The organism is Nocardiopsis xinjiangensis YIM 90004, from assembly GCF_000341145.1.
Classification (GTDB): Bacteria; Actinomycetota; Actinomycetes; order Streptosporangiales; family Streptosporangiaceae; genus Nocardiopsis; species Nocardiopsis xinjiangensis.
In genome coordinates, this window is sequence record NZ_ANBE01000024.1 from 82,618 (window position 1) to 109,510 (window position 26,893).

22 protein-coding genes, 2 tRNA genes and 1 pseudogene are annotated in these 26,893 nt (G+C 69.1%); 11 read left to right on the top strand and 14 right to left on the bottom strand.

Annotated elements, in window-relative coordinates:
* Positions 1-4 precede the first annotated feature (4 nt).
* On the bottom strand, positions 5-2,233 hold the full coding sequence (locus D473_RS0112330; protein WP_017609378.1) for a DNA polymerase III subunit gamma and tau: 2,229 nt from the start codon (positions 2,231-2,233) through the stop codon (positions 5-7).
* A gap of 341 nt (positions 2,234-2,574) precedes the next feature.
* Here D473_RS0112330 and D473_RS0112335 point away from each other — a divergent pair.
* From D473_RS0112335 to D473_RS0112355, 5 genes are all read left to right on the top strand, one after another.
* Positions 2,575-2,659, top strand: a tRNA-Ser gene (locus D473_RS0112335).
* A 163-nt stretch (positions 2,660-2,822) separates the two neighbouring features.
* On the top strand, positions 2,823-3,698 hold the full coding sequence (locus tag D473_RS0112340; RefSeq protein WP_017609379.1) for an NAD(P)-dependent oxidoreductase: 876 nt from the start codon (positions 2,823-2,825) through the stop codon (positions 3,696-3,698).
* Positions 3,699-3,732: 34 nt separating this feature from the next.
* Positions 3,733-4,575, top strand: a complete 843-nt coding sequence (locus tag D473_RS0112345; protein WP_017609380.1) for an aldo/keto reductase — start codon at positions 3,733-3,735, stop codon at positions 4,573-4,575.
* Positions 4,576-4,733: 158 nt separating this feature from the next.
* Positions 4,734-6,749 carry an NADPH-dependent 2,4-dienoyl-CoA reductase gene (locus tag D473_RS0112350; RefSeq protein ID WP_017609381.1) on the top strand — a complete coding sequence of 672 codons (2,016 nt, stop codon included), beginning with the start codon at positions 4,734-4,736 and terminating at the stop codon, positions 6,747-6,749.
* 94 nt (positions 6,750-6,843) lie between these two features.
* Entirely contained in the window at positions 6,844-7,407 is a 564-nt protein-coding gene (locus tag D473_RS0112355; protein ID WP_017609382.1) for a PadR family transcriptional regulator, read from the top strand.
* Positions 7,408-7,539: 132 nt separating this feature from the next.
* On the opposite strand, the gene D473_RS0112360 is transcribed toward D473_RS0112355, so the two are convergent.
* From D473_RS0112360 to D473_RS0112385, 6 genes are all read right to left on the bottom strand, one after another.
* The gene (locus D473_RS0112360; protein ID WP_017609383.1) at positions 7,540-9,153 is read right to left on the bottom strand and encodes a glycosyltransferase family protein; all 1,614 of its coding nucleotides are present in this window, start codon (positions 9,151-9,153) and stop codon (positions 7,540-7,542) included.
* Positions 9,154-9,196: 43 nt separating this feature from the next.
* On the bottom strand, positions 9,197-10,804 hold the full coding sequence (locus D473_RS0112365) for a glycosyltransferase (protein WP_241474773.1): 1,608 nt from the start codon (positions 10,802-10,804) through the stop codon (positions 9,197-9,199).
* 171 nt (positions 10,805-10,975) lie between these two features.
* Positions 10,976-11,063: transfer RNA gene (locus D473_RS0112370), tRNA-Ser, on the bottom strand.
* 10 nt (positions 11,064-11,073) lie between these two features.
* Positions 11,074-11,553, bottom strand: coding sequence for a nucleoside deaminase (locus tag D473_RS0112375; RefSeq protein WP_017609385.1), 480 nt, complete (start codon positions 11,551-11,553; stop codon positions 11,074-11,076).
* A gap of 4 nt (positions 11,554-11,557) precedes the next feature.
* A complete protein-coding gene (locus D473_RS0112380) occupies positions 11,558-12,046 on the bottom strand; it encodes a tRNA adenosine deaminase-associated protein (RefSeq protein ID WP_017609386.1) in 489 nt (162 codons plus the stop codon).
* Between the two features lie 43 nt (positions 12,047-12,089).
* Complete coding sequence (locus D473_RS0112385; RefSeq protein WP_017609387.1) at positions 12,090-12,590, bottom strand: tRNA adenosine deaminase-associated protein; 501 nt, start codon at positions 12,588-12,590, stop codon at positions 12,090-12,092.
* A gap of 408 nt (positions 12,591-12,998) precedes the next feature.
* On the opposite strand from D473_RS0112385, the gene upp reads away from it, so the two are divergent.
* From upp to D473_RS0112405, 5 genes are all read left to right on the top strand, one after another.
* The gene (gene upp / locus D473_RS0112390; protein WP_017609388.1) at positions 12,999-13,652 is read left to right on the top strand and encodes a uracil phosphoribosyltransferase; all 654 of its coding nucleotides are present in this window, start codon (positions 12,999-13,001) and stop codon (positions 13,650-13,652) included.
* 408 nt (positions 13,653-14,060) lie between these two features.
* A complete protein-coding gene (locus tag D473_RS0112395) occupies positions 14,061-14,303 on the top strand; it encodes a hypothetical protein (RefSeq protein ID WP_017609389.1) in 243 nt (80 codons plus the stop codon).
* A gap of 190 nt (positions 14,304-14,493) precedes the next feature.
* The gene (locus tag D473_RS27685) at positions 14,494-14,658 is read left to right on the top strand and encodes a hypothetical protein (protein WP_193373274.1); all 165 of its coding nucleotides are present in this window, start codon (positions 14,494-14,496) and stop codon (positions 14,656-14,658) included.
* A 15-nt stretch (positions 14,659-14,673) separates the two neighbouring features.
* Positions 14,674-15,183: a PH domain-containing protein gene (locus tag D473_RS0112400; RefSeq protein WP_026126881.1), complete on the top strand. Its 510-nt coding sequence runs from the start codon at positions 14,674-14,676 to the stop codon at positions 15,181-15,183.
* A 220-nt stretch (positions 15,184-15,403) separates the two neighbouring features.
* Entirely contained in the window at positions 15,404-15,631 is a 228-nt protein-coding gene (locus tag D473_RS0112405) for a hypothetical protein (RefSeq protein ID WP_026126882.1), read from the top strand.
* A gap of 872 nt (positions 15,632-16,503) precedes the next feature.
* On the opposite strand, the gene dnaB is transcribed toward D473_RS0112405, so the two are convergent.
* On the bottom strand, positions 16,504-19,107 hold the full coding sequence (dnaB, locus tag D473_RS0112410) for a replicative DNA helicase (protein WP_017609392.1): 2,604 nt from the start codon (positions 19,105-19,107) through the stop codon (positions 16,504-16,506).
* Between the two features lie 329 nt (positions 19,108-19,436).
* On the opposite strand from dnaB, the gene D473_RS0112415 reads away from it, so the two are divergent.
* Complete coding sequence (locus tag D473_RS0112415; protein WP_017609393.1) at positions 19,437-20,789, top strand: MATE family efflux transporter; 1,353 nt, start codon at positions 19,437-19,439, stop codon at positions 20,787-20,789.
* 36 nt (positions 20,790-20,825) lie between these two features.
* Here the strand turns inward: D473_RS0112415 and D473_RS26600 are convergent.
* The 6 genes and pseudogenes from D473_RS26600 to D473_RS0112445 all read right to left on the bottom strand — a co-directional run.
* Positions 20,826-21,518 (bottom strand): annotated as a pseudogene (locus tag D473_RS26600) (peptidoglycan recognition protein family protein); the annotation flags it as partial.
* A gap of 210 nt (positions 21,519-21,728) precedes the next feature.
* Positions 21,729-22,175, bottom strand: coding sequence for a 50S ribosomal protein L9 (gene rplI, locus D473_RS0112425; protein WP_017609395.1), 447 nt, complete (start codon positions 22,173-22,175; stop codon positions 21,729-21,731).
* Between the two features lie 28 nt (positions 22,176-22,203).
* On the bottom strand, positions 22,204-22,440 hold the full coding sequence (gene rpsR, locus D473_RS0112430) for a 30S ribosomal protein S18 (RefSeq protein ID WP_017577046.1): 237 nt from the start codon (positions 22,438-22,440) through the stop codon (positions 22,204-22,206).
* Between the two features lie 116 nt (positions 22,441-22,556).
* The gene (locus D473_RS0112435; RefSeq protein WP_017609396.1) at positions 22,557-23,132 is read right to left on the bottom strand and encodes a single-stranded DNA-binding protein; all 576 of its coding nucleotides are present in this window, start codon (positions 23,130-23,132) and stop codon (positions 22,557-22,559) included.
* Positions 23,133-23,272: 140 nt separating this feature from the next.
* Positions 23,273-23,563 (bottom strand): 30S ribosomal protein S6, encoded by a 291-nt coding sequence (rpsF, locus tag D473_RS0112440; RefSeq protein WP_017609397.1) that lies wholly within the window; start codon positions 23,561-23,563, stop codon positions 23,273-23,275.
* Positions 23,564-23,852: 289 nt separating this feature from the next.
* Positions 23,853-26,033, bottom strand: coding sequence for a transglycosylase domain-containing protein (locus D473_RS0112445; RefSeq protein WP_017609398.1), 2,181 nt, complete (start codon positions 26,031-26,033; stop codon positions 23,853-23,855).
* Positions 26,034-26,893: the final 860 nt, after the last annotated feature.

Below are 26,893 nucleotides of genomic sequence, written 5' to 3' on the forward strand. Positions count from 1 at the left end.
GCGGTCAGCCCTGGGGCGGCTCGTGTTCGAATTCGTCGATGAGCTTGCCGCCGAGCTCGCTCTCGATGAGCGCCGCACCCGAGGTGCCCGAACCGCCGGAGGCGGCCCCAGCGGGTGAGCCCTCGGCCGGGCCGGAGCGTTCGGCTTCCCTCGGCTGGGGCCGCCGCTCCTGCGGTGCGCTGCGCTGCGGATCGGCCGGGCCAGGGCCCGGCTCGGGCGGCGGGGCCGCCGAGGCGTCCTCGAACGGGTCCGGCGGCGGTTCCTCCAACCCGGTGACGATCTTGTCCGGCGGCGGCCCCGACGGGGCCTGCGCCTCGGGCGGCCCCTGAGGCGCGGGTTCGGGTGCCGGCGGTTCCGGTGCACGCACGGGCTCGGGCGCCGCCGAAGCAGGGGCGGGATCACCCCATCCCGCGGGCTCGGGCGCCGCCGGAGCAGGGGCAGGAGCGCCCCATCCCGCGGGCTCGGCCGGGCGCGGCGGTTCCGGTGCACGCGCGGGGGCACCGCCACCGCCGCCCTGGCCGCCCGCGGCGACCCGGACCTCGACACCCAGGACCTCCTGGATCGCCGCCGAAACCACCTGGTCACTGCCGCTGTTGCTGAAGCCCTTCGCCTCGTTGGGACGCGAGAAACCGAGGAGCACGGTGTTGCCCTCGATCCCCACCGGACCGACGTCACTACCGGTGAGCACCATCCAGGTGAACCGGCGCCGGTTCTTGACCGCCTCCAGGATCTGGTGCCAGGAGCCCTGGATCCGGCCGAGGTCGACCGCGCCCTCGCCGGAGGACGGGGCCTGGGCGGCGTGCTGCGGTGCGGCCTGTTGCGGTTGCGGCGCGGTGGCCGGCGCGCTGTCGGACCAACCCGCGGGCTCGGCGGGCCCCTGCGGGCGCTCGGCCTGCGGCTGCGGGCTTTCGGGAGCCGCCTGCTGGGGCTGCGGGGCCGGTGCCGGGGACTGCGGAGCCGCCTGCTGGGGCTGCGGAGCCGGTGCCGGGCCCCGGGGAGGCTCGGCGGGTGCCTGCGGTGCGGGACGGGTCGGGGACGCGGCGGGCTGCTGCGGCGGGGCGGCCGCAGCACCGGAGGACACACGGCGCTCCATCTGCTCCAACCGGGCCAGGAGTGCGGTGGGGTCGGAGTCGGTCGCGGGCAACAGCACACGCGAGCACATCAGTTCCAGCATGAGCCGGGGCGCGGTCGCCCCGCGCATCTCCGTCAGCCCCTGGTTGAGGACGTCGGCGGCGCGGGTGAGCTCGGCCGGCCCCATGCGCGAAGCCTGGCGCTGCATCTGCTCGACGGCCTCGGACGCGACGTTGACCAGGCCCTTGTCGAGGGCGTCGGGCACGGCCGCCAGGACCACCAGGTCGCGGAAGCGTTCGAGCAGGTCGGTGGCGAAACGGCGCGGATCGTGGCCGCCCTCGACCACCCGGTCGATCAGCCCGAAGACCGCGGCACCGTCACGGCCGCCGAGCGCGTCGACCATCTCGCCCAACAGACTGGAATCGGTGTAACCGAGCAGGCCCACCGCACCCTCGCGTGTGATGCCCTCGTCACCGGATCCGGCGATGAGCTGGTCCAGCACCGAAAGACTGTCGCGCGCCGAGCCCGCGCCCGCGCGCACGACCAGGGGCAGCGCGGCCTGCTCGTAGTGGATGCCCTCCTCCTGGAGGAGGTCCTCCATGAGTTCCTTGAGGGTCGTCGGCGGGATCAGCCGGAACGGGTAGTGGTGCGTGCGCGACCGGATCGTCCCGATGACCTTCTCGGGTTCGGTCGTGGCGAAGACGAACTTCAGGTGCGGCGGGGGCTCCTCGACGAGTTTGAGCAGCGCGTTGAAACCCTCGCGGGTCACCATGTGCGCCTCGTCGATGACGTAGATCTTGTAGCGCGAGTTCACCGGCGCGAAGAACGCCCGTTCCCGCAGGTCGCGGGCGTCGTCGACGCCACCGTGCGAGGCGGCGTCGATCTCGATGACGTCGAGGCTGCCGCCGCCGTCGGGCCCCAGGGCCACACAGGACCCGCACGTACCGCACGGGTCGGGGGTGGGCCCCTCTTCGCAGTTGAGCGACCGGGCCAGGATGCGCGCGCTCGTGGTCTTGCCACAGCCTCGTGGGCCGCTGAAGAGGTAGGCGTGGTTGATGCGTCCGCTGCGCAGCGCCTGCCGCAGCGGATCCGTCACGTGCTCCTGCCCGCGTACCTCGCCGAACGTCGCCGGACGGTATTTGCGGTACAGCGCGATGCTCACGGTGCGATCACTCCCCTGGTCCCTGCCACGGGTCCATTCAACCCGCTACCACCGACAGCTCGGGCCGGGTCGTGGGAAACCGGGAGGGGGACGGCTGGGACTCCCAGAGACAGAAAAGGCCCCCCCGCGCNGGTGACGCCGCACGAGGGGTCTGCCCCTAAGCCTACCCGAAAGAAACACCCCTCTGGCAAACCGCTCCGCCCCTCCCTCACGCGCGTGTGCGCACCCGCCGCAAAGGATGTAGTCTCTGGCCGCGAACGGACGCGCAGCGCCCGGAAGCGGTCGACCACCGGCCGGGGGGATGGACGAAGCACCCCTCCGGAACCTGTAGAGTTGATCTCGGAGGATTCGCCTAGTGGCCTAGGGCGCACGCTTGGAAAGCGTGTTGGGGGCAACCCCTCAAGGGTTCGAATCCCTTATCCTCCGCCGGAACGAAGGCCCGGAACGCACAGCGTTCCGGGCCTTCGTCGTTCTCGGCCCCCGATCCTGCCGAGAGCGCCCCCTTCTCCCCCACGCGCCGATCCTGGTCCGGCGCCCTCCTCGTCCCTAGGCTGGGGCGCAGGCCGACACGTCGTCCGAGGGGAGAGGTATGAGTACCACGGTGGCGGTCCTGGGGACCGGGATCATGGGATCGGGCATGGCCGCGAACCTCCTCGCCCAGGGCTTCGACGTCCAGGTGTGGAACCGCACCCGGGACAAGACCCGCCCTCTGGTGGAAGCGGGCGCACGGGCGGCGGCCTCACCCGCGGAGGCGGTGGAGGGCGCCGAGGTCGTGCTCACCGTCCTCTTCGACGAGGGTGTGACCGCACAGGTCATGGAACGGGCCCTGCCCTCGTTCTCCCCGGGGGCGGTGTGGGCACAAGCCGGCACGGTCGGACCGAAGGGCACGGCCGATCTCGTCCGCCTCGCAGCACAGCACGGGGTCCACCTCATCGATACACCTGTTCTGGGCACCAAGGGCCCCGCCGAACAGGGTGAACTCGTGGTCCTGACCGCGGGTGAGGAGACGGCGCTGTCGACGGCACGCCCGGCGCTGGAGGCCTTCTCCTCCCGCGAGGTCCACGTGGGCACCGAGCCCGGCCGGGCCTCCGGCCTCAAACTGGCCTGCAACGCATGGGTCACCACGTTGACGGCGGGTGTGGCCCAGTCGATGGCGATGGCCCGGGCGATGGGCGCCGAGCCGCGCCAGTTCCTGGAGGCGATCTCCGGCGGACCGTTGGACGCCGAGTACGCGCACCTCAAGGGGGAGGCGATGCTCAGCGGTGAGTATCCCCCCTCGTTCCCGGTGCACGGTGCGCTCAAGGACCTCGATCTGATGGTGGCCAGTACCCGTGGGCACGGCATTGCGTCGGGTGTGCTGGAGGGGGTACGCGTGCAGTTCAAGGCGGCCGAACTGAGCGGTCACCGGGACGACGACATCGCCGCCGTCTTCGAGGCCGTCACCCCCGACGACGACACCCGGTGACTCAGGACACGACCAACGTACGGAGGTGTCGAGCATGACCCAGGACGTTCCGCGGTACGAGCTCGTCGACGGGACGGAGCTGCCCGCGCTCGGGTTCGGTACCTACCGGCTCACCGGCGAGGAGGGCACCCGGTCGATCCTGTCCGCGGTCGAGGCCGGCTACCGGCTGCTGGACTCGGCGGTCAATTATCAGAACGAGGAGGCGGTGGGTGAGGCGGTGCGCCGCGCGCCGGTCCCACGCGAGGAGCTGTGGGTCACCTCCAAGCTCCCCGGCCGCGACCACGCCCACGCCCGGGCCCTGCAGGCGATCGAGGGGTCCTTGCGCGCCTCGGGTCTGGAGTACCTGGACCTGTACCTCATCCACTGGCCGAACCCGATCGAGGACCTGTACGTACAGGCATGGCGGGCGTTGGTGGAGGCACGGGACCGCGGGCTGGTGCGGTCCATCGGGGTGTCCAACTTCCTGCCCGAGCACCTGGACCGCATCGTCGAGGACACAGGGGTGGTGCCGTCGGTCAACCAGGTGGAGATGCACCCCTACTTCCCGCAGGAGGAGCAGCGGTCCAAGGACACCGATCTCGGGATCCGCACGGAGTCGTGGAGCCCGCTCGGACGGGCGAACGCGCTGTTGGGCGAGCCCGTGATCGAGGACATCGCGCGGGCACACGGGCGTACCGCGGCCCAGATCATCCTGCGCTGGCACCACCAGCTGGGGGCGGTCCCGATCCCGAAGGCGTCGGGACCGGAACGCCAGCACCAGAATCTCTCGGTCTTCGACTTCTCGCTCTCGGACGAGGAGGTCGGGGCGATCACCGCGCTGGGCCGCGCCGACGGGCGCAACAAGGGCCAGGACCCGGCGGTGCACCAGGAGTTCTGACCCGTTCGAGGCACGGCCCCGGGGACACGTTCCCCGGGGCCGCGTTCGTGTGCGGACCCGGACGGCGCGCCCCTCCCCGCCCTATTTTGCAACTTGTTGCATAAAATGGGGACGCCGGCCCGACACCGGCCACGAGGCACCGCGCAAGGAGACCGAACATGAGCGAGCACCCCCACCTCCTGAAACCCCTCGACCTGGGCTTCACCACCCTGCCCAACCGCGTCATCATGGGTTCCATGCACGTGGGCCTGGAAGAGGCACCCGACGGGTTCGAACGCATGGCGGAGTTCTACGCCGAGCGCGCCCGGGGCGGCGTCGGACTCATCGTCACCGGCGGCATCGCCCCCAACCCCGAGGGCGCCACCTACACCGGGGCCGCCAAGCTCACCAACGCCGACGAGGTCGCCCAGCACAAGACCGTCACCGACGCTGTGCACGCCGCCGGCGGGCGCATCGCCATGCAGATCCTGCACACCGGCCGATACGCCTTCAGCGAGGAGTCGGTCGCCCCCAGCGCGGTCAAGGCACCGATCAGCGCCTTCACGCCCCGCGCGCTCACCGAGGACGACATCGAGCGCACCATCGAGGACTTCGCGCACACCGCCGCCCTGGCCCGCGAGGCCGGATACGACGGGGTCGAGATCATGGGGTCCGAGGGTTACCTCATCAACCAGTTCATCGCCTCGGCCACCAACCAGCGCGAGGACCGCTGGGGCGGCTCCTACGAGAACCGGGTCCGCTTCCCGCTGGAGATCCTGCGGCGCGTGCGCGAGCGCGTCGGCGAGGACTTCGTGATCGTCTACCGCCTCTCGATGCTGGACCTGGTGCCCGGCGGCTCCACGTTCCCCGAGGTCGTACAGCTCGCCAAGGCCGTCGAGGAGGCCAGCGCAGACATCATCAACACCGGGATCGGCTGGCACGAGGCCCGTGTCCCCACCATCGCCACGTCCGTGCCCCGCGGCGCCTACAGCTGGGTGACCCGCAAGCTCATGGGCGAGGTGTCGGTGCCGCTGGTGGCCGTCAACCGGATCAATACCCCCGAGGTCGCCGAACAAGTGCTGGCTGAGGGCGACGCGGACATGGTCTCCCTGGCCCGGCCCTTCCTCGCCGATTCCCACTTCGTGGCCAAGGCCGCCGAGGGGCGATCGGAGGAGATCAACACCTGCATCGGCTGCAATCAGGCCTGCCTGGACCACACCTTCAGCCTCAAGATCACTTCGTGCCTGGTCAACCCGCGCGCCTGCCACGAAACGGAGCTGGTGCTGGAGCCCACCCGCACGACCAAGGAGGTCGCCGTGGTCGGCGCCGGACCGGCCGGTCTGGCTTTCGCCGTCTCGGCCGCCGAGGTCGGCCACCGGGTCACCCTGTTCGACGCCGCGGACGAGATCGGCGGCCAGCTCAACATGGCCCGGAAGGTGCCCGGCAAGGAGGAGTTCGAGGAGACGCTGCGCTACTACCGGGTCCGGCTCGGCAAGCTCGGCGTCGACGTGCGCCTGGGCACCCGTGTGAACGCACCCGATCTCCAGGGCTACGACGAGGTCGTGGTGGCCACCGGTGTCTCCCCGCGCACACCGGACGTGCCCGGAATCGGCCACACCAAGGTGGTCTCCTACACCGACGTGCTGCGCGGCGAGGTCCGGATCGGCGAGAAGGTCGCGATCATGGGCGCCGGCGGGATCGGCTTCGACGTGGCCGAGTACCTGACCGACGGCGGCGAGGACGCGAGCCAGGACATCGAGGAGTTCTTCCGCCAGTGGGGTGTGGACACCGACCACACCACCGTCGGCGGCCTCACCGAACCCGAGCGCCCCGCTCCGCCGCGCCGCGTCCATCTGGTGCAGCGCAAGACCAGCAAGGTCGGCAAGGGCCTGGGCAAGACCACCGGGTGGATCCACCGGGTGGAGCTGCGCCAACGCGGTGTCGACATGGTCGCGGGCGCCGCCTACGACAAGGTCGACGACGAGGGGCTGCACATCACCGTCGACGGCGAGCCCCGAGTCCTGGACGTGGACCACGTCGTGGTCTGCACCGGCCAGGAGCCGCGCCGCGGCCTGGCCGACGAGCTGGCCGGACTCGGCACCACCGCGCACGTCATCGGCGGTGCGGACGTGGCCGCGGAGCTCGACGCCAAGCGCGCCATCGACCAGGGCACACGCCTGGCAGCGGCACTGTAGCCACCGTGCCGCCGGCCCCGCTCCGGTCCGGCCGGAGCGGGGCGCCACGCGGGAACAGGGCCCGACACCACCGGTAGGTCCTACAATCGCGGCCATGTCCCTGCCCCACGCGATCCTGACCGCCCTGTTGGAGAAGCCCTCCTCGGGTTCGGAGCTGACCCGGCGTTTCGACCGGTCCATCGGGTACTTCTGGTCGGCCACCCACCAGCAGATCTACCGTGAGCTCGGGAAGCTGGAACGGTCGGGGCTCATCCGCGCCCTGCCCGGCGGAGCACCCACCCGCGGGCAGAAGAAGGAGTACGAGGTCCTGGCGGCGGGCCGGGAAGAGCTCGTGCGCTGGGTCGACCGGCGCGAGGACCCCAAGGTCGCACGGGATCCCTTGCCCCTGCGGCTGCGCGCCGCCGGGGTGGTGGGCCTGGGTGACCTCGTCGACGAACTCCGCCGCCATCGCGACCTGCACCAGGACCGTCTGGAGGAGTACCGGGACTTCGAGCGCCGCGACTACCCCGCCGAGCCCGCCACCCGTCAGGAGCGTGTGCAACGGCTCCTGCTNGTGCTGCGCGGCGGCATCGACATGGAGGCGGGTTGGATCTCCTGGCTCTCCCGGGCCGTCGACGAGCTCTCCGAGGAGGCCTCCGGCCACGGCCCGCGGCCCTGAACATACATGCGGGACGCCTTCGGACGCCCCGCTCCGGCCGTCGCCGTGCCCCGGGCACGAGGCGCGGCCGTGCCTGCTCCCGGTCACCGCAGGAGATCCGGAAGAAGGCACGGCCTCGATGCCCGTTACCGCCTAGACGCCGGGGACGGCCTGTGCCGGGCGGGCCTGCACCCCCAGCGCCGCGAGCCTGCGCAGGTGGGATCCGTGGCTGAAGCGCTCCCCCAGTACCGCCCAGGCCTGCTCCACCTGCTCACGGCTGCGGCCGGGGACCGCGAAGAGCCAGTTGACCGCGTCACGCACATGGCCGGGGTCCGCGTAGACCGCGGCCGGGCCGAAGAGCTCCTCGAACTTGGGCGGCAGGACCGTCGGCACCCCTGCCGCCATGGCCTCGAGCGGGGCGCGGCCGAAGGCCTCCAACAGGTCGGAGGCGGTCTGGTAGACGTACACGTCCAGCCCTCGGAGGAACTCCGCGGCCGGAACCGAGTCGTACTCGTGGGAGACCCACCCCTCGGGCAGTGACCCGAACATGCGGCGCGGGACCGCGGTTCCCCCGAGCACGTGGACCTCATACCCCTCCCCCGCCGGATACGCCGCCGACAACAGCTCCGGGGTCTCGGGCCACTTGGATGCGTGGTCGCGCGAATGCCGGCCGATCCGCACCGCTCCGTCCGTCCGCAAGGGCCCCTCGCCGCGCCACTCGTCCAGGTCGATGATGTTGGTCCAGTCGTGCTCGGACAGGCGCACCGGACCGAGTTCGTCGGTGTGGTGCTCCAGGAGCGCACGCCGCACGAACGGGCTGATCGGGCACCACTCGTGGTTCCCGATCCAGTCCTGGAGCACCCTGTGCGTCTCGGCGACGTCCCAGACCTCCTCGCCCGCCCCTTCTTCGCCGTAGTAGCGGCACGGGGTCTGGTTCACGACGAGTTTCGTGGCGCGCGCGGTGACGTGCGGCAGGTCCTCCTGGAGGCGCTCGACGCTCCTGGGGTGGCGCACGATCATGAGGTCGCACGTCACCCGCTCGCCGGGGCGTACGTACCGCACCCGTCCACCGTCGACGAACCGGTTGAACTTGGGGTTGACCGGCCGCCCCGGCCTCTGGTTCCCGAACGGGTTGTGCAGCAGGCCCGTGCGCAGCCCGCCCGCGGCCTGGGCCGCCACCTCCTGGAGGTTGCTGCCCGTGGTCCCTCCCAGGTTGCAGAAGTCCGATACCAGGAGCACGTCGAAGTGGACCGGCCCCGCGGGCAACGGTTCCGGTGGCTCGGTGTGGACCGGGGCCCGGGGATCGGACAGTAGGGCGGCGTGGCGCAGGGCCCCGGCACGGTCGTGTTCACCGAGTGCGGTGTACCACTCGGCCGCCGCCGACAACGCCGCTGTCCGGGACTCCGGGGTGCGCGTCGGCGAGGCCGAGAACTCGCGCAGCTCCTCCAGCGCGGTCGTGGAGAACCCGCCCCACAGGTGGCGCCGCAACCGCTGGACGTACCGGTCGTCCGCGGCCGTCCGTGACCGAGGACGAGGAACGGCCACGGTCCCGCGTTCCTCCCTGCGCAACAACTTCACCGAACGCCCGGCCCAGGCGATCCCCCCGAGCAGGAAGAGGCAGGACGCGGCCAACCCCACGCGCCCGCCGACGAACACGACCAGGAGGGCCACACAAGCGGCGGCCAGGGCGAAGACCATCCTCTTCGAGACGTGGGTGCGCACCCTCCGCCACAGGTCGGCGAGCAGGGCTCGCAGTTTCGGGATCATCGTCCTCTCCCCTCGAAGCAACTGTGTCCGTGCCGTACGTCCCTCACCGGGGGCGTGCGGCACGGACACCCACATCACCCAGCCGGCGCAGGTGCGCGTCATAACTGAAGCGGTCCCGCACCACCTGGCGGGCACGCTCGACCTGGCGAACGTGGCGTTCGCGGTCGGTCATGAGCAGGTCGATCTCGGCCTGCACCCCTGCGGGCTCGGTGTAGATCCCGGCGTCCCCGAACAGGGGCTTGAACTGCTGGGGCAGCACGGTCGGCAACCCCACGGCCATCGCCTCCAAGGGCGAACGTCCGAAGGCCTCCACGTAGTCGGTGGAGGTGAAGTACACGTACAGGTCGAGCTCGTGCAGGAAGTCCCGGGCCGGGACGGTGTCGAACGGGTGCACCGTCCAGCTCGGGGGCAGCCCGCCGAGCAGGCGTTCGGGGCTCTCCGCCCCTCCCAGGACCCGGTACTCGTATCCCTCGACCGGCGGGTAGGCGGCCTCCAGGAGCTCCCGGGTCTCGGGCCACTTGGAGACGTGGTCGCGCGAGTGCCGTCCGATCCGCACCGTCGAGTCGAAAGGGCGCGGTTCAGGACGCACCCACTGGTCCATGTCGATGATGTTGACCCAGTCCCACGACGACAGCGGCATCTCCGGCATCTCGTCGAGGTGGTGTCCTACGAGCGCGTCGCGCACCGCGGGCCCGATCGGATACCAGGTGTGCTCACCGAAACGGTTCAGGATGTTGCTGTGGACCCGCTCGAGCTGCCAGATCTCCTCACCCGCTCCGCCTTGGCCGTAGTAGCGGTACGGGGGTTGGTTGATGACGAGTCCGGTGTGGGCGGCCTCCACGTCCGGGAGGTCGTCGGCGATGCGGTCGCAGACCTTGGGGTGCCGGATGAGCAGGAGGTCGCAGGTGATGCGGTCACTCCAGTGCACGAAACGGACCCGGTCACCGTCCACCAGACGCATGATCTTGGGGCTGATGGGCTTACTGCGGTTCCAATCGGCGATGGGGTGGTGCAGGAGGCCCGTGCGCAGACCGGCCCGGGACTGTGCCTCGATCTCCTGCGCGTTACTGCCGGTGGTACCGCCCGGGAGCGCGAAGTGGGAGACCAGGAGCACGTCGAAGTGCACGGTCCGCCCGCGGCTGCCCATGACCGGTTCCACCCTTGCCGCGCTCGGGGCCGAGACGTCTGTGAGCAGGGCCGAACGCCGCATCTGCTGCGCACGGGTGGGGTCGCCCGTGTACTCGTACCGGGCAGCCAGATCCTCCAGGGCCCGGGACCGCCGCTCGGGGCTGTGGGCGGGATCGACGGAGTACTCCCGCAGACCGGCCTCCGCGGTGCGGGAGTCCCCTCTCCAGAGGCGGTGCTCCAGTTCGGACAGGCGTTCCGCGGAGACCAGCTCAGAGCTCCGTTCCTGCCGTTTCGCCTCGGACCGGTGCCGTCTCTCCCGGAAACGGGCCCGGCGTTCGCGGCGCAGCGCGGCCAGTTCGGCCCCGAGCAGTCCGAGTCCGGCGGCCGGGAGCAAGAACGCGGTCACCAGCGCCACCGGGGCCGGGGCCGCAACGATGACGACCGCGGCGAGGGCCGCCACTGCGGGCACGAGCACCTTCTTGGGGTGCTTGCGTAGTAGACGCGGTGTTCGGAGGCGGAACACGCCCGCCCATGTCCTGGCCATAGTGTGACGTCCCCCATCATGCCGTTACTGCTGTGTGTAATCGGACAGAAACCCACCGTATCCACGCAGGGCACAGAATTCACGACGACAGCACGGGAACGGACAGCAGGCACATAAAAAGCCGCCCCCGGCAGTACCGGGGACGGCTCGTGGCGGTGGAGGAGGGATTCGAACCCTCGAAGGGTTGCCCCTTACCCGCTTTCGAGGCGGGCGCCATCGGCCACTAGGCGACTCCACCGAGAGGAACTCTACAGGATCCTGCGCCCAGCGAAAAATCGGGACAGCAGACCCGCGCACTCGGACGCGACGTCGGCCCCCACCAGATCCGGCGGGAACACCTCGGGGCGATGGTTCTGGCGGGGATCACGCACCGCGTCCCACACCGACCCGGCCGCGCCCGCCTTGTCGTCGCGAGCCCCGTAGACCAAACGGTCCACCCGCGAGAGCACGGTCGCCCCCGCACACATGGTGCACGGCTCCAGAGTCACGACCAGGGTGCATCCCGACAGACGCCACTCGCCCCGCGCCCGCGCCGCCGCACGCAACGCCAGCACCTCTGCGTGCGCCGTGGGGTCCCCGGCCGCCTCACGCTCGTTGCGGCCGGTCCCCAGGACAGCCCCGTCCGCCCCCAGGACCACGGCGCCCACAGGAACGTCCCCCGTTTCCAGGGCCCGTTCACCCTCCAACAGCGCCAGGCGCAGGGCGGCGTCGACGAGGTCGCGGTCCATCGCCTCAGAGCCTCATGTTGTCGAGCAGGTCGGAGAAGCCCGCCCGCTCGGCGACCACGGCCAGCACGTCACTGGGGAGCACACCGCCCCCGGACGCGAGGTCGTGCAGTTCGTCCTCGGTCACACCGAGGTCGGTGATCAGGTCACCGTCGCCGTCGGGCACCGGGTTGGGACGTGCACCGGCGCTCTCGGACGGCGGTGGAGCACCCAGCCCGCCGGCCTCCGACAGCACCGAGGCGATCGCGTGGTCGTGCACCACACGGGCATCGGAAAGATAGATCCGGGGCTCTTCACCGCCGTCCTCGGCCCGGACGATCGCGAACCACTCGTCGTCGGCCTCCACCAGGAGGAGGGCCTCGTCACCGCCCCGTTCGACCGCGAAGTCGATCATGAGGTCGGTGATGTCGTCGATCACGTCCGCCTCGCCGAGTTCGACCTCTGTTCCCCGCCACATCTTCCCGTCGGGAGCGAAGATGGCTGCGAAGGTCGACACCGCGTGCTCTCCTTGTTCTGCCGGGTGTTACTCCAGGACTCCCTTACCCCATCCCGTCCAGGACACGCTGGAAGGACTGGGCGAATCCCAGCCGCTCGGCGACGCTGGCCAGCACCTCGTCGGGGTACAGGTCGAGGTCGCCGGCGAGGGCGCCCAACTCCATCTCGTCCAGCCCGAGATCGGCCACGATCGACAGGTCGCCCGCGGGCAGGACCTGGTCGAGGTCGTCGTCGTGGGGGACATCGATGTCGAGCTCCTCCAGGACGTCGCGGGCCATCTCCCAGTCGACCGAGGCGGTCACGTCGGAGAGGAAGAGGGTGGTCTCCTCACCGTAAACCCGCACGATGATGAAGAAGTCGTCGCCGATCGCGACCAGACCGAGCGAACCGCTGATACTCGGCTGCTGGCGCAGAGCATGGATGAGCCCCTTGAGGTCCTGTGTGAGGGCCACGGGGAGCAGATCGACGTCCCAGTACTCCTCTTCCCTGTAGGCGACGGCGGCGAAATCGGCCGAATCGTCGTCACCATGATCGAGTACTGTCATCGCCACCCCAACCCGGCCGGTGCATCGGTGCGGACGACGGAATTCCGGATCGCCCGTGCGACAGCCATGGTAACGATCACCCCGGTCCTCCTGTTCGCCATAGGGCGTATTCGGCCGGCACCGTAAACGGAAGGCACCCCGACACCCCCTTCCAAGTTCTCACTGCACGGCGGCGGCCCCGCACGGCCGGGCCGCAGAAACCGCTCGCGCCTGCAGGCCGCCACCGGACCCGAAGGGTAAGGGGCACGTGCTGTTGCGGGCCAGAGGGTGCGGCCGATCGACACCGGACCGGTGCGGCGGGGACGTCGCGGTCAGCGCGACGCCGGGGCGTACCGCGCGATTAGAATCGGGCACGCCCATCCCTCCCCCAGCCACCGTCCCGCCAGCCCAGCTCACCCGGAGAAAGCCTTGGAAACCCTGGTCGTCGACCACCCCTTGGTCGCGCACAAGCTGACCACCCTGCGCGACGTGCGGACCGACTCCCCGACCTTCCGGCGCCTGACCGACGAGCTGGTCACCCTGCTCGCGTACGAGGCCACCCGCGACGTGCGTGTGAGCGAAGTCACCCTGGAGACCCCGCTGACGCAGGCCACCGGAACCCAACTCACGCGTCCCACACCGCTCGTCGTACCGATTCTGCGCGCCGGACTCGGCATGCTCGACGGCATGACCCGCCTGCTGCCCACCGCCGAGGTGGGGTTCCTGGGCATGGCCCGGGACGAAGAGACCCTCCAACCGGCCACCTACGCCGACCGCCTCCCGCAGGACCTCTCGGGCCGCCAGTGCTACGTGCTCGATCCGATGCTGGCCACGGGCGGCACCCTGGCCGCGGCCCTGCAGCTGCTCGTGGAGCGCGGCGCCGACCACATCACCGCCCTGTGCCTGCTGGCCGCGCCCGAGGGCATGACCGCGGTCGAGCGCAAACTCGAGGAATCGCTCGACCCCGACCACGGGGCCACCCTGCGTGTGGTCACCGCCGCGGTGGACGAGCGCCTGGACGAGAACGGCTTCATCGTTCCAGGGCTGGGCGACGCAGGCGACCGCCTCTACGGCTGCCACTGAACGCCGCATCCGCCGTTCCGAAGCGCCCGACCGAACCCCGGTAGGGCGCTTTTTCGGTCTTATTTTCGGTCCCATGAATGAACGTCCGAAAACCGGGTAATGGCAGACTGGTGGGGTGCTTCACCCCAGGTCGAAGCGGTCGGAGCCCAGACCGCAACCCTCTGCCGCATTAGCCGAATTCAATTCGAGATGGGAACGTGACAGACGAGAGTGATCATGGTTGGGAACCGCCCGTAACAGGGCAAACCGACCGGGCCGAAAAGAACCCCACACAGAGCGCGTAGCCGAGCCTCCTCCCCCGGACCCTCCGCATCCCGCAGCGGACGTCCAGGCAACCCTCCGTGGGCTACGCACAGCCCCGAAGCGCACACGGTGCGCGATACATCCAGAAGAGCCCCAAGGAGTGAGATGCCGGAGAACCCCTCTCCCTCGACACCCCACATCTCCCGCGACTCGCACTTCGCCCCGGTCGTCCACCGGTTGGCTTCTGAGTTCGGCAATGTCCACGACGCGGCGACCGTCACCCGCTGTGTGAACGCGGCCCGCCACGGCGCGGAGGACGTGACCGGGAACGCCACCCCCGAGCTGGTCGAACGCATCGCCCGGCAGCACCTGCAAGTCCTGGCCCTGGCGCTCAACGAACGTCGCTGACCTGCGAGGCGAGTTACGGACCCCCTTTCACAGGGTTACCAACAGCACCGAAAAAGGACAGTTTCGGCAAGCGTCGAACGTCCGACATAACGCCACGCCGATGGTGTCGCCCTGGCTTTACGGGCACCATGGTCGGTGGAACAATCTCCGATGGGCCGGTGGGTCAGGTGGATTCCAAGGGGAGTCAGTCGTGGCGAAGTTGAAGAAATGGGGCGGATACGCGCTCATCGCTTTTGTGGCGTTCTATCTGCTGACACAGCCGGAGAGCGCCGCCGGAGTGATCCAAAGTGGGCTCGACGGACTCGTAGGCGGTGCGGAAGCGATGTCCCGCTTCGTCAACGCTCTGCTTCCATAGGGGTGATGGGCCGGCATGCGCCTCGTAGCGTCGAGTAACAGCGCACCAGCCTCGGTCAACCGTTATCTGCTCCCACACGAGCAGGACGTGGTGACCATTCGCAGGCATCCTGCCGTGCTGATCGGTCCGGTCGGCGCGGTGCTCGCCGCTCTGGTGGTGGCCGGCATCCTCAGCAACACGATGATCGCCGACAGCACAGCGAGCCTGGCGATCATCTGGTGGCTGTGGCTGCTGGTGTTGGTGTGGTTCGTCTGGCAGGTCGCCGAGTGGTCGGTGGACTACTTCGTGATCACGTCGGCGCGACTACTGCTCACCACGGGTCTCATCACCCGGCAGGTGAACATGATGCCGCTCGGCAAGGTCACAGACATGCGGTTCGAACGCACCCTGGTCGGCCGTTTCCTCGGATACGGGACCTTCGTGATGGAGTCGGCCGGTCAGGACCAGGCTCTGAGCCGAATCAACTTCATCCCGTATCCCGAACAGCTCTACCTGGAGGTCGTGGGACTCATCTTCAAGGAGTGAGGCCGTCTCCACGCACGAGAGCGACGACGAGAGCACCCGCTGCGGCGGGTGCTCTCGTCGTTTGTGCCGTCCCCACGCAGGTTCTCCCTTCGTTCACCTTCCGTTCACTTGAACCGAACCCGAACGCCGGGGTCCGCGCCGCACAAGCCCAGGAGATTGACTCCAAGGTGAACGTAGGGTTAACTTGGTTCATCTGACACGGAAACGAGAGGGGTTCACCATGGCGCGCCGGACGGAACGTGCAGTGCAGCCCGCTCGCTCCCACGCTCGTCGACGCACGCGCGCGGCTGCTACGACCCGCCGGCTCTCCGGCTCGGTCGGCGGCCCCGCGGCGGTCCCGCAACCGCGCGAGGACGCCGACCGCATCAGCTCCCAGCACCCGATCATGCATTGGGTGCTCGTGACCGACGACGATGGGCGCACTCGCCCCGAGGCCCGCTGGCTCTGACCCCCGGCCCGTTCACCGGACCGCCCAGCCGGCCGTACCAACGACTCGCACAGGCCCCCGCCCGCACCGGGCAGGGGCCTGATGCGTGCCCGAGGCCGGTGGAGACGGCCCGGACCACCCCGGCGGGCGAACCACTCACGGCGCCCCGAGGGCCACTCCTGTCCTGCGAATCGCTTTGTCGACAAACCGGTCCGGAGATTATTTGGGTTTCGGAAGACTGAATCACCCACCCGTGATCACACAGCGGAGATGATTCTCCGCTCGTGGTGACCGCTTGCAGTCGAGCAGGCGAGAGCTCTGGCCTCGCACACGAGGCTCGTCGTCGCCCTGTGGTCCCGCGTCCGAACACCCGTCCGGCGAGACCGTCCACTCGCCGCCCAGCACGGCTGCGGACGAGCGCGGGGTGTCCGGGACCACGGTCGCGTCCGGGGGTCCTCAGATCGGCACACTCATCCGGCCCCACACATCCAACCGGATTTGATGTCCGAAACCCCGGAGAGCACAGGCCCTCCCGCGCCCGGCCCCAGCCTTTTCCGCCCCGGCACCGAGAGGAGCCGGACATGAACGCACCCCGAAACCCCACCTCCCAGCTCGATCTCGACGCCGTCGACGAACGCTACGGCGGACCGGCCCGGGTGGTGAGCGGTTCCCCGATGGGTCGAGCCGTATGGGAAGACCCGAAGAGCCGGTTCAGGTGGGCCCAGGCACCACAAGAAACCCACGCCCCATACCGGAGGCGGCATGTCGACGTAGCGCTTTGTCGACATTTTGGTCCACACAAAAAGCGACTTGTGGACTGACCGATATAGCGACACGTAGCCCTCTCGACACGGTGCTTCAGCGCTGAAGCACCGTGTCGACACAGCGCCACATCAGCCCGGCGCCATGTCGACAAAGCGACTGTAGTGCCCCTGGAAGGCGACGGTGACGTCAGCGGTCGGACCGTTACGGTGCTTGGCCACGATGATGTCGGCCTCGCCGGCGCGCGGCGACTCCTTGTCGTGCACGTCCTCGCGGTACAGCAGGATCACCATGTCCGCATCCTGCTCGATGCTGCCTGATTCGCGAAGATCCGATACTTGTGGGCGTTTATCGGTGCGCTGTTCGGGACCACGGTTGAGCTGCGAGAGCGCCACGACGGGGACATCGAGCTCCTTGGCGAGGAGCTTGAGGGACCGCGACATCTCCGAGACCTCCTGCTGGCGGCTCTCCACCCGGCCGGGGGAGCTCATGAGCTGGAGGTAGTCGACGATGATGAGTTGCAGGTCGTGCTGCTGCTTGAGGCGCCGGCACTTGGCGCGGATCTCCATCATCGACATGTTCGGGGAGTCGTCGATGAACAGGGGGGCGTTGGCGACCTCGCCCATGCGTCTGGCCAGGCGGGTCCAGTCCTCGTCGGTCATCAGCCCGGATCGCATCGTGTGCAGCGGTACCCGCGCCTCGGCGGAGAGCAGGCGCATGACGATCTCGTTGCGCCCCATCTCCAGGCTGAAGAAGACCGACGTCATATCGTTCTTCACTGAGGCCGCCCGCGCAAAATCCAGGGCCAGCGTCGAGTTGTGCGTCGGCACCATCGACCGGGTCACGAGGAACAAATGGTCGGGGTGGTCGACCTGGATGCAGCGGACCGGAACGCTCTCCACAGGACGCACCTCGCGGATGAACCGTGAACCGGTCCGGGCGTAGGAACGCCCCTCGCCCCGCTCACGGTGTGCGCTGCGCTTGCGCTCGATACCGAAGACCTCGACCGTGGAGCCGAAGGTGATCGTGTAGCAGGTCGAAGTGTCCTCGTTCTTTCCGCCGACCCTCTTGGTGGACATCCCGGTGCGGTGACCCAGGCTGTGGGCGAGTTCGCGGAAGTCCTCGGCCAGCTGTCGGTTGACGACACCGAACTGGACGGATCCGTTCGCGTTCACCGTCCCGTCGGTGTCGAGCAGTCCTGCGAGGAGAGCTCGACGCTGAGCCCCCGAGGCACGGAGGTATTGCTGGGGGATGTGCTTGTCACCCAACACCCCGAGCCCACGGAGCAGAGCCTGCACACTCCCGTGATCTGCGATGCAGTCCCCGCACCGTGAGTACCCTGCGAAACAGGGCCTGCCGCAGTCAGCACAGGTGGTGTGCTCGACGGGGTCCGAAGCGAATCGGGCCTTACCACCACAGGACTGCCCGCAGCTCCGCACGTGCGGGAGCGCAGGAACGAACTCCTCACCGCACACGACACAGGAACGCGGAACGGTCTCCACCTTCTCGTCGGGCAAGTGGATTCCGTACAGGTGTCGGCCGCTGCCCGCCGGCTTGGCCACCAGGCCCGTGGCCTCGATGTTGGCGATGACCTCGCCGTCGATGTTGGTGATCCTCGCTTCGTGGGTGTGGCCATCGCCGAGCCAGGCCCCGAGCACATAAGGCGGCACTGGCAAATCCTGTTCAGGGAGTGCCAACGCAGCGGCGTTGGCCACGGAGTGGTTGAGGCGCTGGTCGGAGGTCTCCAACCGTTGGGTCCGGGCGATCTCCCGTGTGGTCCGCACCCCGGGAAGAACCCGTGGCTCCCGCCCCTCGAGGTTCCGGGCCTCCCGGTCCGCGCGGCGCGACGCGCGGGTGTGCGTGAACCACTGGTGCTCGGCGTCGGCGATCACCGTGGTGCCGTCATCGAAGACGATCTCGTAGCACTCCCGGTCGATCATCACCTCGGACGTGGCGACGACCTCGGTCGGTTTGCCGTCCGCGGCCAGGACGAAGTCCCCGGTCTCCACCTCTTCCATGGTCGTCCACCCGTCGGGCGTGGGGACGGATGTGTCCAGCGCGAGCGCCTTCCCTACTGCCGGACGCGCGGCGATGATCACCATCTGGCCGGGGTGGAGGCCGTTGGTCAGCGCGTCGAAGTCGGCGAAGCCGGTGGGGACACCGGTCAGACTGCCGTCGTGGGCACCGATCGCCTCGATCTCGTCGAGGGCGCCGGGCATGATGTCGGCGAGGGCGAGGTAGTCCTCGCCGGTGCGTTTCTCGGCGACTCGGTAGATCTCGGCCTGGGCGTGGTCGACGAGGTCGTCGACCTCGCCGTCGCCGGTGTAGCCGATCTGGGCGATGCGGGTGCCGACCTCGACGAGGCGGCGCAGGATCGCGCGGTCGGAGACGATCTTGGCGTAGTAGCCGGCGTTGGCCGCGGTGGGGATCGCCTCGGTGAGGGTGTGCAGGTAGGGGGCGCCACCCACGCGGGTGACCTCGCCGCGTTTGGTGAGCTCGGCGTTGACGGAGATCGCGTCGACGGGCTCACCGCGGGAGAAGAGGTCCACGGCCGCGTCGTAGATGATCTGGTGCGCGGGCCGGTAGAAGTCGACGGAGCGGATGATCTCCACGACCTGCGTGATGGCGTCCTTGGACAGGAGCATCCCGCCGAGGACACTCTGCTCGGCCTGGATGTCGTGCGGAGGGGTGCGATCGTATCCGCGTTCCTCGGGTGGTTCCTCGGCGACGCTCACGGACTACTCCCCCAGATGCAGATGACGACCTCTCCAGGATGCCCCATACGAAGGTCCCCCCGGTCCCTGGGCCGAAGCTGTGGACAACCTCCTTCACCGCCCTCTCCCGGGCTGCGTGGGGCGTTCCACGCACAGGTTGCTCTCATCACCTGTGGATAACTTTGCGACTTCCCACATATGGCCCACTTGACCTGTGAAAACACAGTTCGTGATCCCTGGGCACAAGATGCTCACACAGGGTTTTTCCACAGGTTGTCCACAGGCTTTCGGGGGGTTGTGGACAACTTCACCCGAAACATCGAACGGGTGTCCGGTAACCTTGCCCTGCCATGCCCAGACTGCTCTCCGCCGCCCCCTTCCGGCACCGCCACGACCGGGAGATCTTCGCGCTCGCGGTACCCACGTTCTTCGCGCTCATCAGCGAACCGCTCTTCCTGCTGACCGACTCCGCCATCGTCGGCAGCCTCGGCACCCAGGCCCTCGGCGGTCTCGGCGTGGCCGGGCAGGTCCTGCTGACCCTGGCCGCGGTGTGCATCTTCCTGGCCTACGGGACCACCGCTGCCGTGGCCCGCAAGTTCGGAGCCGGCGACATACCCGGCGGGATGCGCGACGGGGTGGACGGCCTGTGGCTCGCCGTGCTCCTGGGCGTGGCCGCCATCGGGATCGGATGGCCGCTGGGCCCTCACCTCATCGAGCTGCTGGGCGCCTCCCCGGACGTAGCTCCCTACGCACTGACCTACCTGCGCATCAGCCTGCTGAGCACCCCGTTCCTGTTGGTCGTCATGGCCGGAACGGGGGTCCTGCGCGGCCTGCAGGACGCCCGGACCCCCTTGGTCGTCGCGGTCGCCTCCTACTTGGGCAACGCGGCCCTGTGCGCGCTCTTCGTCCTGGTCCTGGACTGGGGTATCGCCGGTTCGGCCTGGTCGACGGTGATCGCGCAGGGGGCAGGGGCCTTCTGGTACGTGGCCACCATCGTTCGCTCGGCCCGCGGCCACGGGGTTCCGATCGCACCGTCCCTCGAAGGGCTGCGCAAGTCGGCCTCGGCCGGGTTCGCCCTGTTCCTGCGCAGTGTCTCCATGCGTGTGGTCGCGCTGGTGACGACGGCGGTGGCCGCCCGTCTGGGCGACGAATCGATCGCCGCGCACCAGGTCAGTTACAACATGTGGGCTCTGCTGGTGTTCGCCATGGACGCCGTGGCCATCGCGGGACAGTCGATCGTGGGCCGGTATCTGGGCGCCGCCGACGTGCGCGGCACCCGCGCCTCGACCCGTCGGATGGTCGAGTGGGGCGTGATGGCCGGTCTGGTCTTCACCGTCGTGGTGCTGTTGGTGCTGCCGTGGGCACCGATCCCCTTCACCGACGACCCGCAGGTGGCCTCGCTCATCATGGCCTCGTTGGTCGTGGTGGCACTCATACAGCCGTTGAGCGGCGTGACCATGGTGCTGGACGGTGTCCTCATGGGCGCCGGGGACCAGCGTTACCTCGCGTGGGCGTCCCTGGGAACGATGCTGGCCTTCCTGCCGTTCGCGCTGGTGCTGCCGAACTTGGCGGAATCCCAGATGTGGGGGCTGGTCGGTCTGTGGGGGGCCTTCGCGGTGTGGATCCTGGCCCGTGCCCTCACCCTGGGGCTGAGGGCACGGGGAAGCGCTTGGCTGGTCACCGGGGCCGAACGACCCCGATGAACGGCTCAGGTACCGGCTTCGCCCTGACCGACGGTCGGGCCGTGGNTCGGGGGACAGTTCCAGATCCGCCACCCTGCCGAGCTCTCTCGCGGCGCTCCCCATCTTGGCCGCGGTGTCGCGGCGCAGCTGCGGGAGCAGCGCGTAGAGCTCGTCACCGGGACAGTTGGTGGAGTTGTAGTCGCGATGGCCGACAACGGCCTCCTGCGGATCGAGCCCGTAGGCCGCGCACAGCCAGGCGCACGTTTCGGCCAGAGCGTCCATCAGATCGCCGGGCGGTGCGGCCGAAGTGTAGGTGCCCTCGTTCTCGATCCCGATCGTGTGACTGTTGTGGTCGGCAGTGTGGGCACCGACGACGTGCCCGCCCTCGCTCACGGCCGGGAGGGACCCCTCCCGCCCCTCCATGATGTGGCCGCCACGGCTGATCGTGAACTGCTGCCCGATGTCGGTCCATCCGTTGCTGTCCATGTGGAACCGCTGGATGGAGCGTGACAGTGCGGCCGCCCGTGACTTCGAGGTGTCGGAGACGTTCGCGGTGGCCGTGTGGTGCACCACGATGTGCGTCGGTCCGGTCGACCGGACGTCGATCGCATGCTTGGGCGCACGGGCGCCCCAGTCGGACCGCGTGAACACCTTCGGCGTCGCGAAGGCCCTGGCCTCACGTGCGGTGATCGCGTCCGTCGTTCCGCCGAGCAGTACGCCGCCGGCGAGGAGCGCGGCCCCGCGGAGCATGGTCCTGCGGTCCAGTCTCTCTACAGCCATCGATCGTGTCCTCTCTGTGCGGGGCATCCAGGATGCCGACACAGAGAACACGTTAGATTACCAATAGTGATCACACTTGGGCTTTCGGCGGCGGCGTGTCCGCCCCACAGGCACACGAAAGCCCCGCCCTCGAACGAACGAGGACGGGGCCGACGTCGGTGAACGCCTACCAGTGCTGCGCTAGACGCCTGCGACGTCCAGCTTGATGGTGGCGTTGACCTCGGGGTGGAGACGCACGTCCACCTTGTAGGAACCGACCGACTTGATCGCGTTCTTGATCTCGATCCGGCGCTTGTCCAGCTCCGGGCCACCGGAAGTCTGGACGGCCTCGGCGACGTCGCCGGCCGTGACCGAACCGAACAGGCGACCGCCCTCGCCGGCGCGCTGCTTCAAGCGCACGGTGAGTGCCTCGACCTGGCCGGCGATCTGGCGGGCCTCGTCCAGGGTGCGGATGTCGCGGGAGCGACGGGCACGCTGGATCAGGTCGATCTGCTTCTGGCCACCGCGGGTCCACGGGATGGCGAATCCGCGGGGGAGCAGGTAGTTACGGCCGTAACCGTTCCTCACCTCGACGACATCGCCGGGGGCTCCGAGACCGTTGACCTCGTGGGTCAGGATGAGCTTCACGACAAAAACCTCCCTCGGAGTTTCCCGGCTATCGGGTGCTGCTGGTGTAGGGCAGCAGGGCGACCTCACGCGCGTTCTTGATCGCGGTGGCTACGTCGCGCTGGTGCTGAGTGCAGTTGCCGGTCACCCGCCGGGCACGGATCTTACCGCGCTCGGAGATGAACTTACGGAGAAGCGTGGTGTCCTTGTAGTCGATGTAGGACTGCTTCTCCTGGCAGAAGATGCACACCTTCTTCTTGGGCTTGCGCGCTGCCGGCTTCGCCATCGTGGTGCTCCTTCGCAAGAGCCCCGGGTCTGTCCCGGGGATGGTCTATGAAAAATGGAATGGTGGCACGGTGTCCGAGGACACCGGCCGGGTGTTGCTCGGTGTTCGGCCTCGGCCTAGAACGGGGGCTCGTCGGAGAACCCGCCACCGCCGAAGCCGCCGCCACCGCCGCCGTTGGTCGCCCACGGGTCGTCGGCGGGGGCACCGCCGCGACCACCCTGGGAGCCGCCGCCGTAGCCGCCGCCCTGGTTCCCGTAGCCGCCGCCCTGGGGCTGGCCGCCACCGAAACCACCGCCACCGCCGCCGAAGCCGCCGCCACCGCCCGGCGCGGACGTCTTGGTCACCTTCGCGGTGGCACGGCGCAGAGCGGGACCGACCTCGTCGACGTCGATCTCGTAGACGGTGCGCTTCTCACCCTCACGGGTCTCGAAGGAGCGCTGCTTGAGCCGCCCCTGCACGATGACCCGCATGCCGCGCTGGAGGCTCTCGGCGACGTTCTCCGCGTACTGCCGCCAGACGGTGCAGGTGAGGAACATGGACTCGCCGTCCTTCCACTCGCCTGCCTGGCGGTCGAAGGTGCGAGGGGTCGAGGCCACCCGGAAGTTGGCGACCGCGGCCCCGCTGGGCGTGAAGCGCAGTTCAGGGTCGTCGACGAGGTTGCCGACGAGCGTGATCTGGGTTTCGCCTGCCATGGTTCGGCTCCGGTTCGAGATAGACGGATCAGGCGTTCGAGCCTGTTCCCCCGATCATCCGTGCCGGTGACGACAGAACGGGATGTTCGGAGGTCGGGGGTGTGGACAACCGCCGTCCTCGGGGGACGGACCGTGGAGCGTTAGTGGATCTCGGGGCGGAGCACCTTGGTGCGGAGCACCGATTCGGCGATGCCGAGCTGGCGCTCGAGCTCCTTGATGGTCTCGGTCTTGGCCGTCAGGTCGACGACCGCGTAGATGCCCTCGGAGTTCTTGTCGATGTCGTAGGCAAGACGACGCTTGCCCCAGATGTCGACCTTCTCGACCGAGCCGCCGTCGTTGCGGACGACGCCGAGGAAGTTCTCCAGCGACGGGGCGACGGTGCGCTCGTCGAGGCTGGGCTCGAGGATGACCATGATTTCGTAACGACGCATGAGCGTGCGTTCCTCCTCTGGACTGTTGCGGCCATGGCATCTCCATGGCAGGAGGTCAGGAGCCCCGTTCCCGTCACCTGGTCGAGCCGGGGAGTGATCGGGGTTCTGATCCGTACGGGAGCCAAGATTACCAGCAGCGCCGCACCGCATTGGCGGATCCGTTCCCGCCCTGTGGACACGGAGAGGGGCCGGTGTCCGCGCCGTACTGCGCGGTCACCGGCCCCTCGGCACCGTGTCCTCATACCGGCCTGTCAGGAGATCGACATGAGGACACGTCGACCTGCCGGCCTCATTCCCGGTTGGGCCTGATCAGGCTGTGGTTGGACTCTTGTTCCTCATCCTGTCCGGGCTCCCCGGGGATGCCGGGTTCCTCTTCCTCCTGGCAATCGGGGTGAGTCTCGAACTGCGGGTCCTCGCAGTCGATCTCCTCCTGCTCGCAGTTGGGGTCGAGGAAGTTGCAGTCCTCGGGAGGTGTGGGCTCCTCGGTGGGTTCCTCGCTCGGTTCCTCCGTGGGTTCCTCGCTCGGCTCCTCCGTGGGCTCCTCGGTCGGCTGCTCGCTCGGCTCCGGTGTGGGCAGGTAGTTCTGGTCCTCACCGACGAACTGCGGCGGCGGGAACTCCTGGACCTCCTCACCCTCCATCGCGACCGCCATGTAATCGCTCCAGACGTTCGCGGAGGTGGTACCACCGAAGATCTCCATGTCGCCCTCACCCCTGATCTGCAAGGGATCACCGCTGGCCCGGCTCAGGCTGACCGACGTGGCCAGCTGCGGGGTGTAGCCCACGAACCAGGCGGAGACGGCGTCGGAGGAGGTACCGGTCTTGCCCGCGACGGGCCGGCCGTCGGGCAGAGCGGCGCTCTCACCACCACCGTTCTCCACGACCTGGGTCATGGCGTGGGTGGCGTCGGCAGCGACGTCGCTGCTGATGACCTCGGTCCCGTTCTCGATCTCGTCGGCGTCGTTGGGTTCGACGACGTTGCCCTCGCGGTCGACCACCTCGGTGACCATGTGCGCGGGCTTCCGCTGACCCTGCGCGGCGAAGGTCGCGTAGGCCGAGGCCATGTCCAGGGTGTTGACCTGGTGAGTGCCCAACGCGACCAGCGGCCCCTGGACGGAGGTCTCGGTCCGGGCCTCGTCGACCCCCATGTCCACGGCCAGTTGGTCGACGTTCTGCACGCCGGTCTGGACCATCAGCTCCACGTACGGGGTGTTGATCGAGTCGGCCGTGGCCTGGATGAGGTCGACCTCGCCGTAACTCTGGTCACCGGCGTTCTGCACCGGGCTCTGCAACCCGGGGAACTCCTGCGGGGAGTCGCCGTCGAACTGGCTGTTGAGGCTGATGTTGTCCCGCAGGGCGGTCGCGAGCACGAACGGCTTGTACGCCGAACCCGCCTGGGTCTGGTGGGTCAGCGAGTTGTTGACGACCTCGGCGGCGTTCGGCCCCCCGTTGAAGGCGACGATCTCACCGGTCGCGGGGTCCACGGAGGTCAGCCCGCGCATGGTGTCGTCGGCCATCTCCGGGAGGACGTCGAAGGCCTCCCGGGCCGCGCCCATCAGGTCCTCGTCCAGGGAGGTCTTGATGGTGTAGCCCTGGGTCGCGATGTCGGCGCCGTCGATGCCGTCGTAGCGGCGTTCGACCTCGTTGACGACGGCGTTGTTGATGTAAGCGAGCTTCGGGTCGCCCGCTTCCTCGGGGTTGTACTCGACCGTCTCGGGGAACTCGAGGTCGTTCGCCTCTCCCGCGGGGAGCCCGAGGTCGGGTTCGATCTCGTTGAGTTCCCCGAGCTGTTGCCGCAGGTAGTCCCAGCGCTCACCGCGCATGACCTTGTCGTGCGGTCCGTCCGGCTCGGGGTTGGCGAATGCACTGGGCTGCTGGATGATCAGACCGATGAAGGCGCCCTCGGCGTCGTCGAGCTCGGAGACGGGCTTGTCGAAGTAGGCCTGTGCGGCGGCCTCGACGCCGGAGGCGTTGCGCCCGAAGTAGATGGTGTTGAGGTACTGCTCGAGGATCTGGTCGTGTTCGAGCTGCTGGCCGAGCTTGATGGAGATGAAGATCTCGCGCAGCTTGCGCTGGATCGTCTGCTCCTGGGAGAGCCCGGCGTAGTAGTTGCGCGCCATCTGCTGGGTGATGGTCGAACCACCGCCCGCATCACCACCGGAGAGCACGGCGCGCATGGTGCCGGTGATGCTGATGCCCGGGTCGTCGTAGAAGGTGTGCTGCTCCGCGGCGAGCACCCCGCTCACGACACTGTCGGGGATCTCCTCGAAATCGACGGGGACCCGGTTGACCTCACCGGTGGTGAGGGCGACGTTCTCCTCGCCCTCGCCCCCTTCCTCGCCGGCCCACATGATCTGAGTGGCGCTGAGCTGGCTCTCGGCCTGTCCCTCCAGATCGTCGGCGTCGGGGGCCAGCGCGTAGAACACCGCGAAGGTGCCGACCCCGGCGATGATCAGCAGGCCGAAAACCACCAGGGCGGGTTTCCAGGCCTTGGCGAAGAAACGCTTCCACCAGGGACGGTCGTCATCGGCCGCGGCATTGCGGCGGCGGCCGCCACCACGGCCTCCTCCCCCGTGGCCGCCGCGGCCCGGGGGACGGCGGCGTCCTTCGGAAGCGGCCGCGTGGCTGCGGTCGCGCTCACGGGGGTCACGGGGCCCGTCGGCACGTCGGCGCCCACCGGACCCCCGCGGCTCTTCCGGGCGACGCCGCCGGGGGCGTTCACCCTCGGCTCCATGGGCGGCCGTCGCGGCGTCGGGGCGCGGGCGGCGCGGACGCTCGCCACCCTGGGGCGGTCGGCGGCGCTCCTCCTCGGGGGGCCTGCGGCGTTTCCTGTCGCCCCCGGGGGGTTCATTCTCGGGTGGGCGGCGACGCGGACGTTCGGCGGCTCCTGCCCCCTGGAGCCCGTTCTCTTCACCGGTGTCCGGCCGACGGCGCCTTCCGAGGCGTTCGTCCCGGGGAGGGACTCCCCCCCGCTCGCCACCGCCGCCGCGCGGACCGTCGACCGGGCCATTGGCCCGTCGACGGTCGCCTTCGGCACTCCGTCGTCGTTCGGTACTCACGTGGTCCTCGATTGCCTCTCACGGCCGGTCGGCCTGACGATTCCTTGGTGGAAACGGGGGTCGTCCCCCTGGGGGATCGGTGATCCGCGACCTGCATCCGCGGTGCTGACGTGGCTCGGCCGGTGGGTCACATCCTCGGTCCGGGGCCGGACCGGAGCCTTTCGTCCTTCACTCAAGGCTTGACGCCTGTCGTTCAAGGCTTGATAAAGGACGCCCACACGGGCGCGTAGGTTTTCAACAGGTCGCGAAGACGTGGGCCGCTTCTTCCTCCT

Bases quoted from the DNA above. Each gene is read 5' to 3' on its own strand.
- D473_RS0112340 (WP_017609379.1), top strand. From the start codon at position 2,823: ATGAGTACCACGGTGGCGGTCCTGGGGACCGGGATCATGGGATCGGGC.
- D473_RS0112345 (WP_017609380.1), top strand. From the start codon at position 3,733: ATGACCCAGGACGTTCCGCGGTACGAGCTCGTCGACGGGACGGAGCTG.
- D473_RS0112350 (WP_017609381.1), top strand. From the start codon at position 4,734: ATGAGCGAGCACCCCCACCTCCTGAAACCCCTCGACCTGGGCTTCACC.
- D473_RS0112360 (WP_017609383.1), bottom strand. From the start codon at position 9,153: ATGATCCCGAAACTGCGAGCCCTGCTCGCCGACCTGTGGCGGAGGGTG.
- D473_RS0112375 (WP_017609385.1), bottom strand. From the start codon at position 11,553: ATGGACCGCGACCTCGTCGACGCCGCCCTGCGCCTGGCGCTGTTGGAG.
- D473_RS0112385 (WP_017609387.1), bottom strand. From the start codon at position 12,590: ATGACAGTACTCGATCATGGTGACGACGATTCGGCCGATTTCGCCGCC.
- D473_RS0112395 (WP_017609389.1), top strand. From the start codon at position 14,061: ATGCCGGAGAACCCCTCTCCCTCGACACCCCACATCTCCCGCGACTCG.
- D473_RS0112400 (WP_026126881.1), top strand. From the start codon at position 14,674: ATGCGCCTCGTAGCGTCGAGTAACAGCGCACCAGCCTCGGTCAACCGT.
- D473_RS0112405 (WP_026126882.1), top strand. From the start codon at position 15,404: ATGGCGCGCCGGACGGAACGTGCAGTGCAGCCCGCTCGCTCCCACGCT.
- D473_RS0112415 (WP_017609393.1), top strand. From the start codon at position 19,437: ATGCCCAGACTGCTCTCCGCCGCCCCCTTCCGGCACCGCCACGACCGG.
- rpsR (WP_017577046.1), bottom strand. From the start codon at position 22,440: ATGGCGAAGCCGGCAGCGCGCAAGCCCAAGAAGAAGGTGTGCATCTTC.
- D473_RS0112435 (WP_017609396.1), bottom strand. From the start codon at position 23,132: ATGGCAGGCGAAACCCAGATCACGCTCGTCGGCAACCTCGTCGACGAC.
- rpsF (WP_017609397.1), bottom strand. From the start codon at position 23,563: ATGCGTCGTTACGAAATCATGGTCATCCTCGAGCCCAGCCTCGACGAG.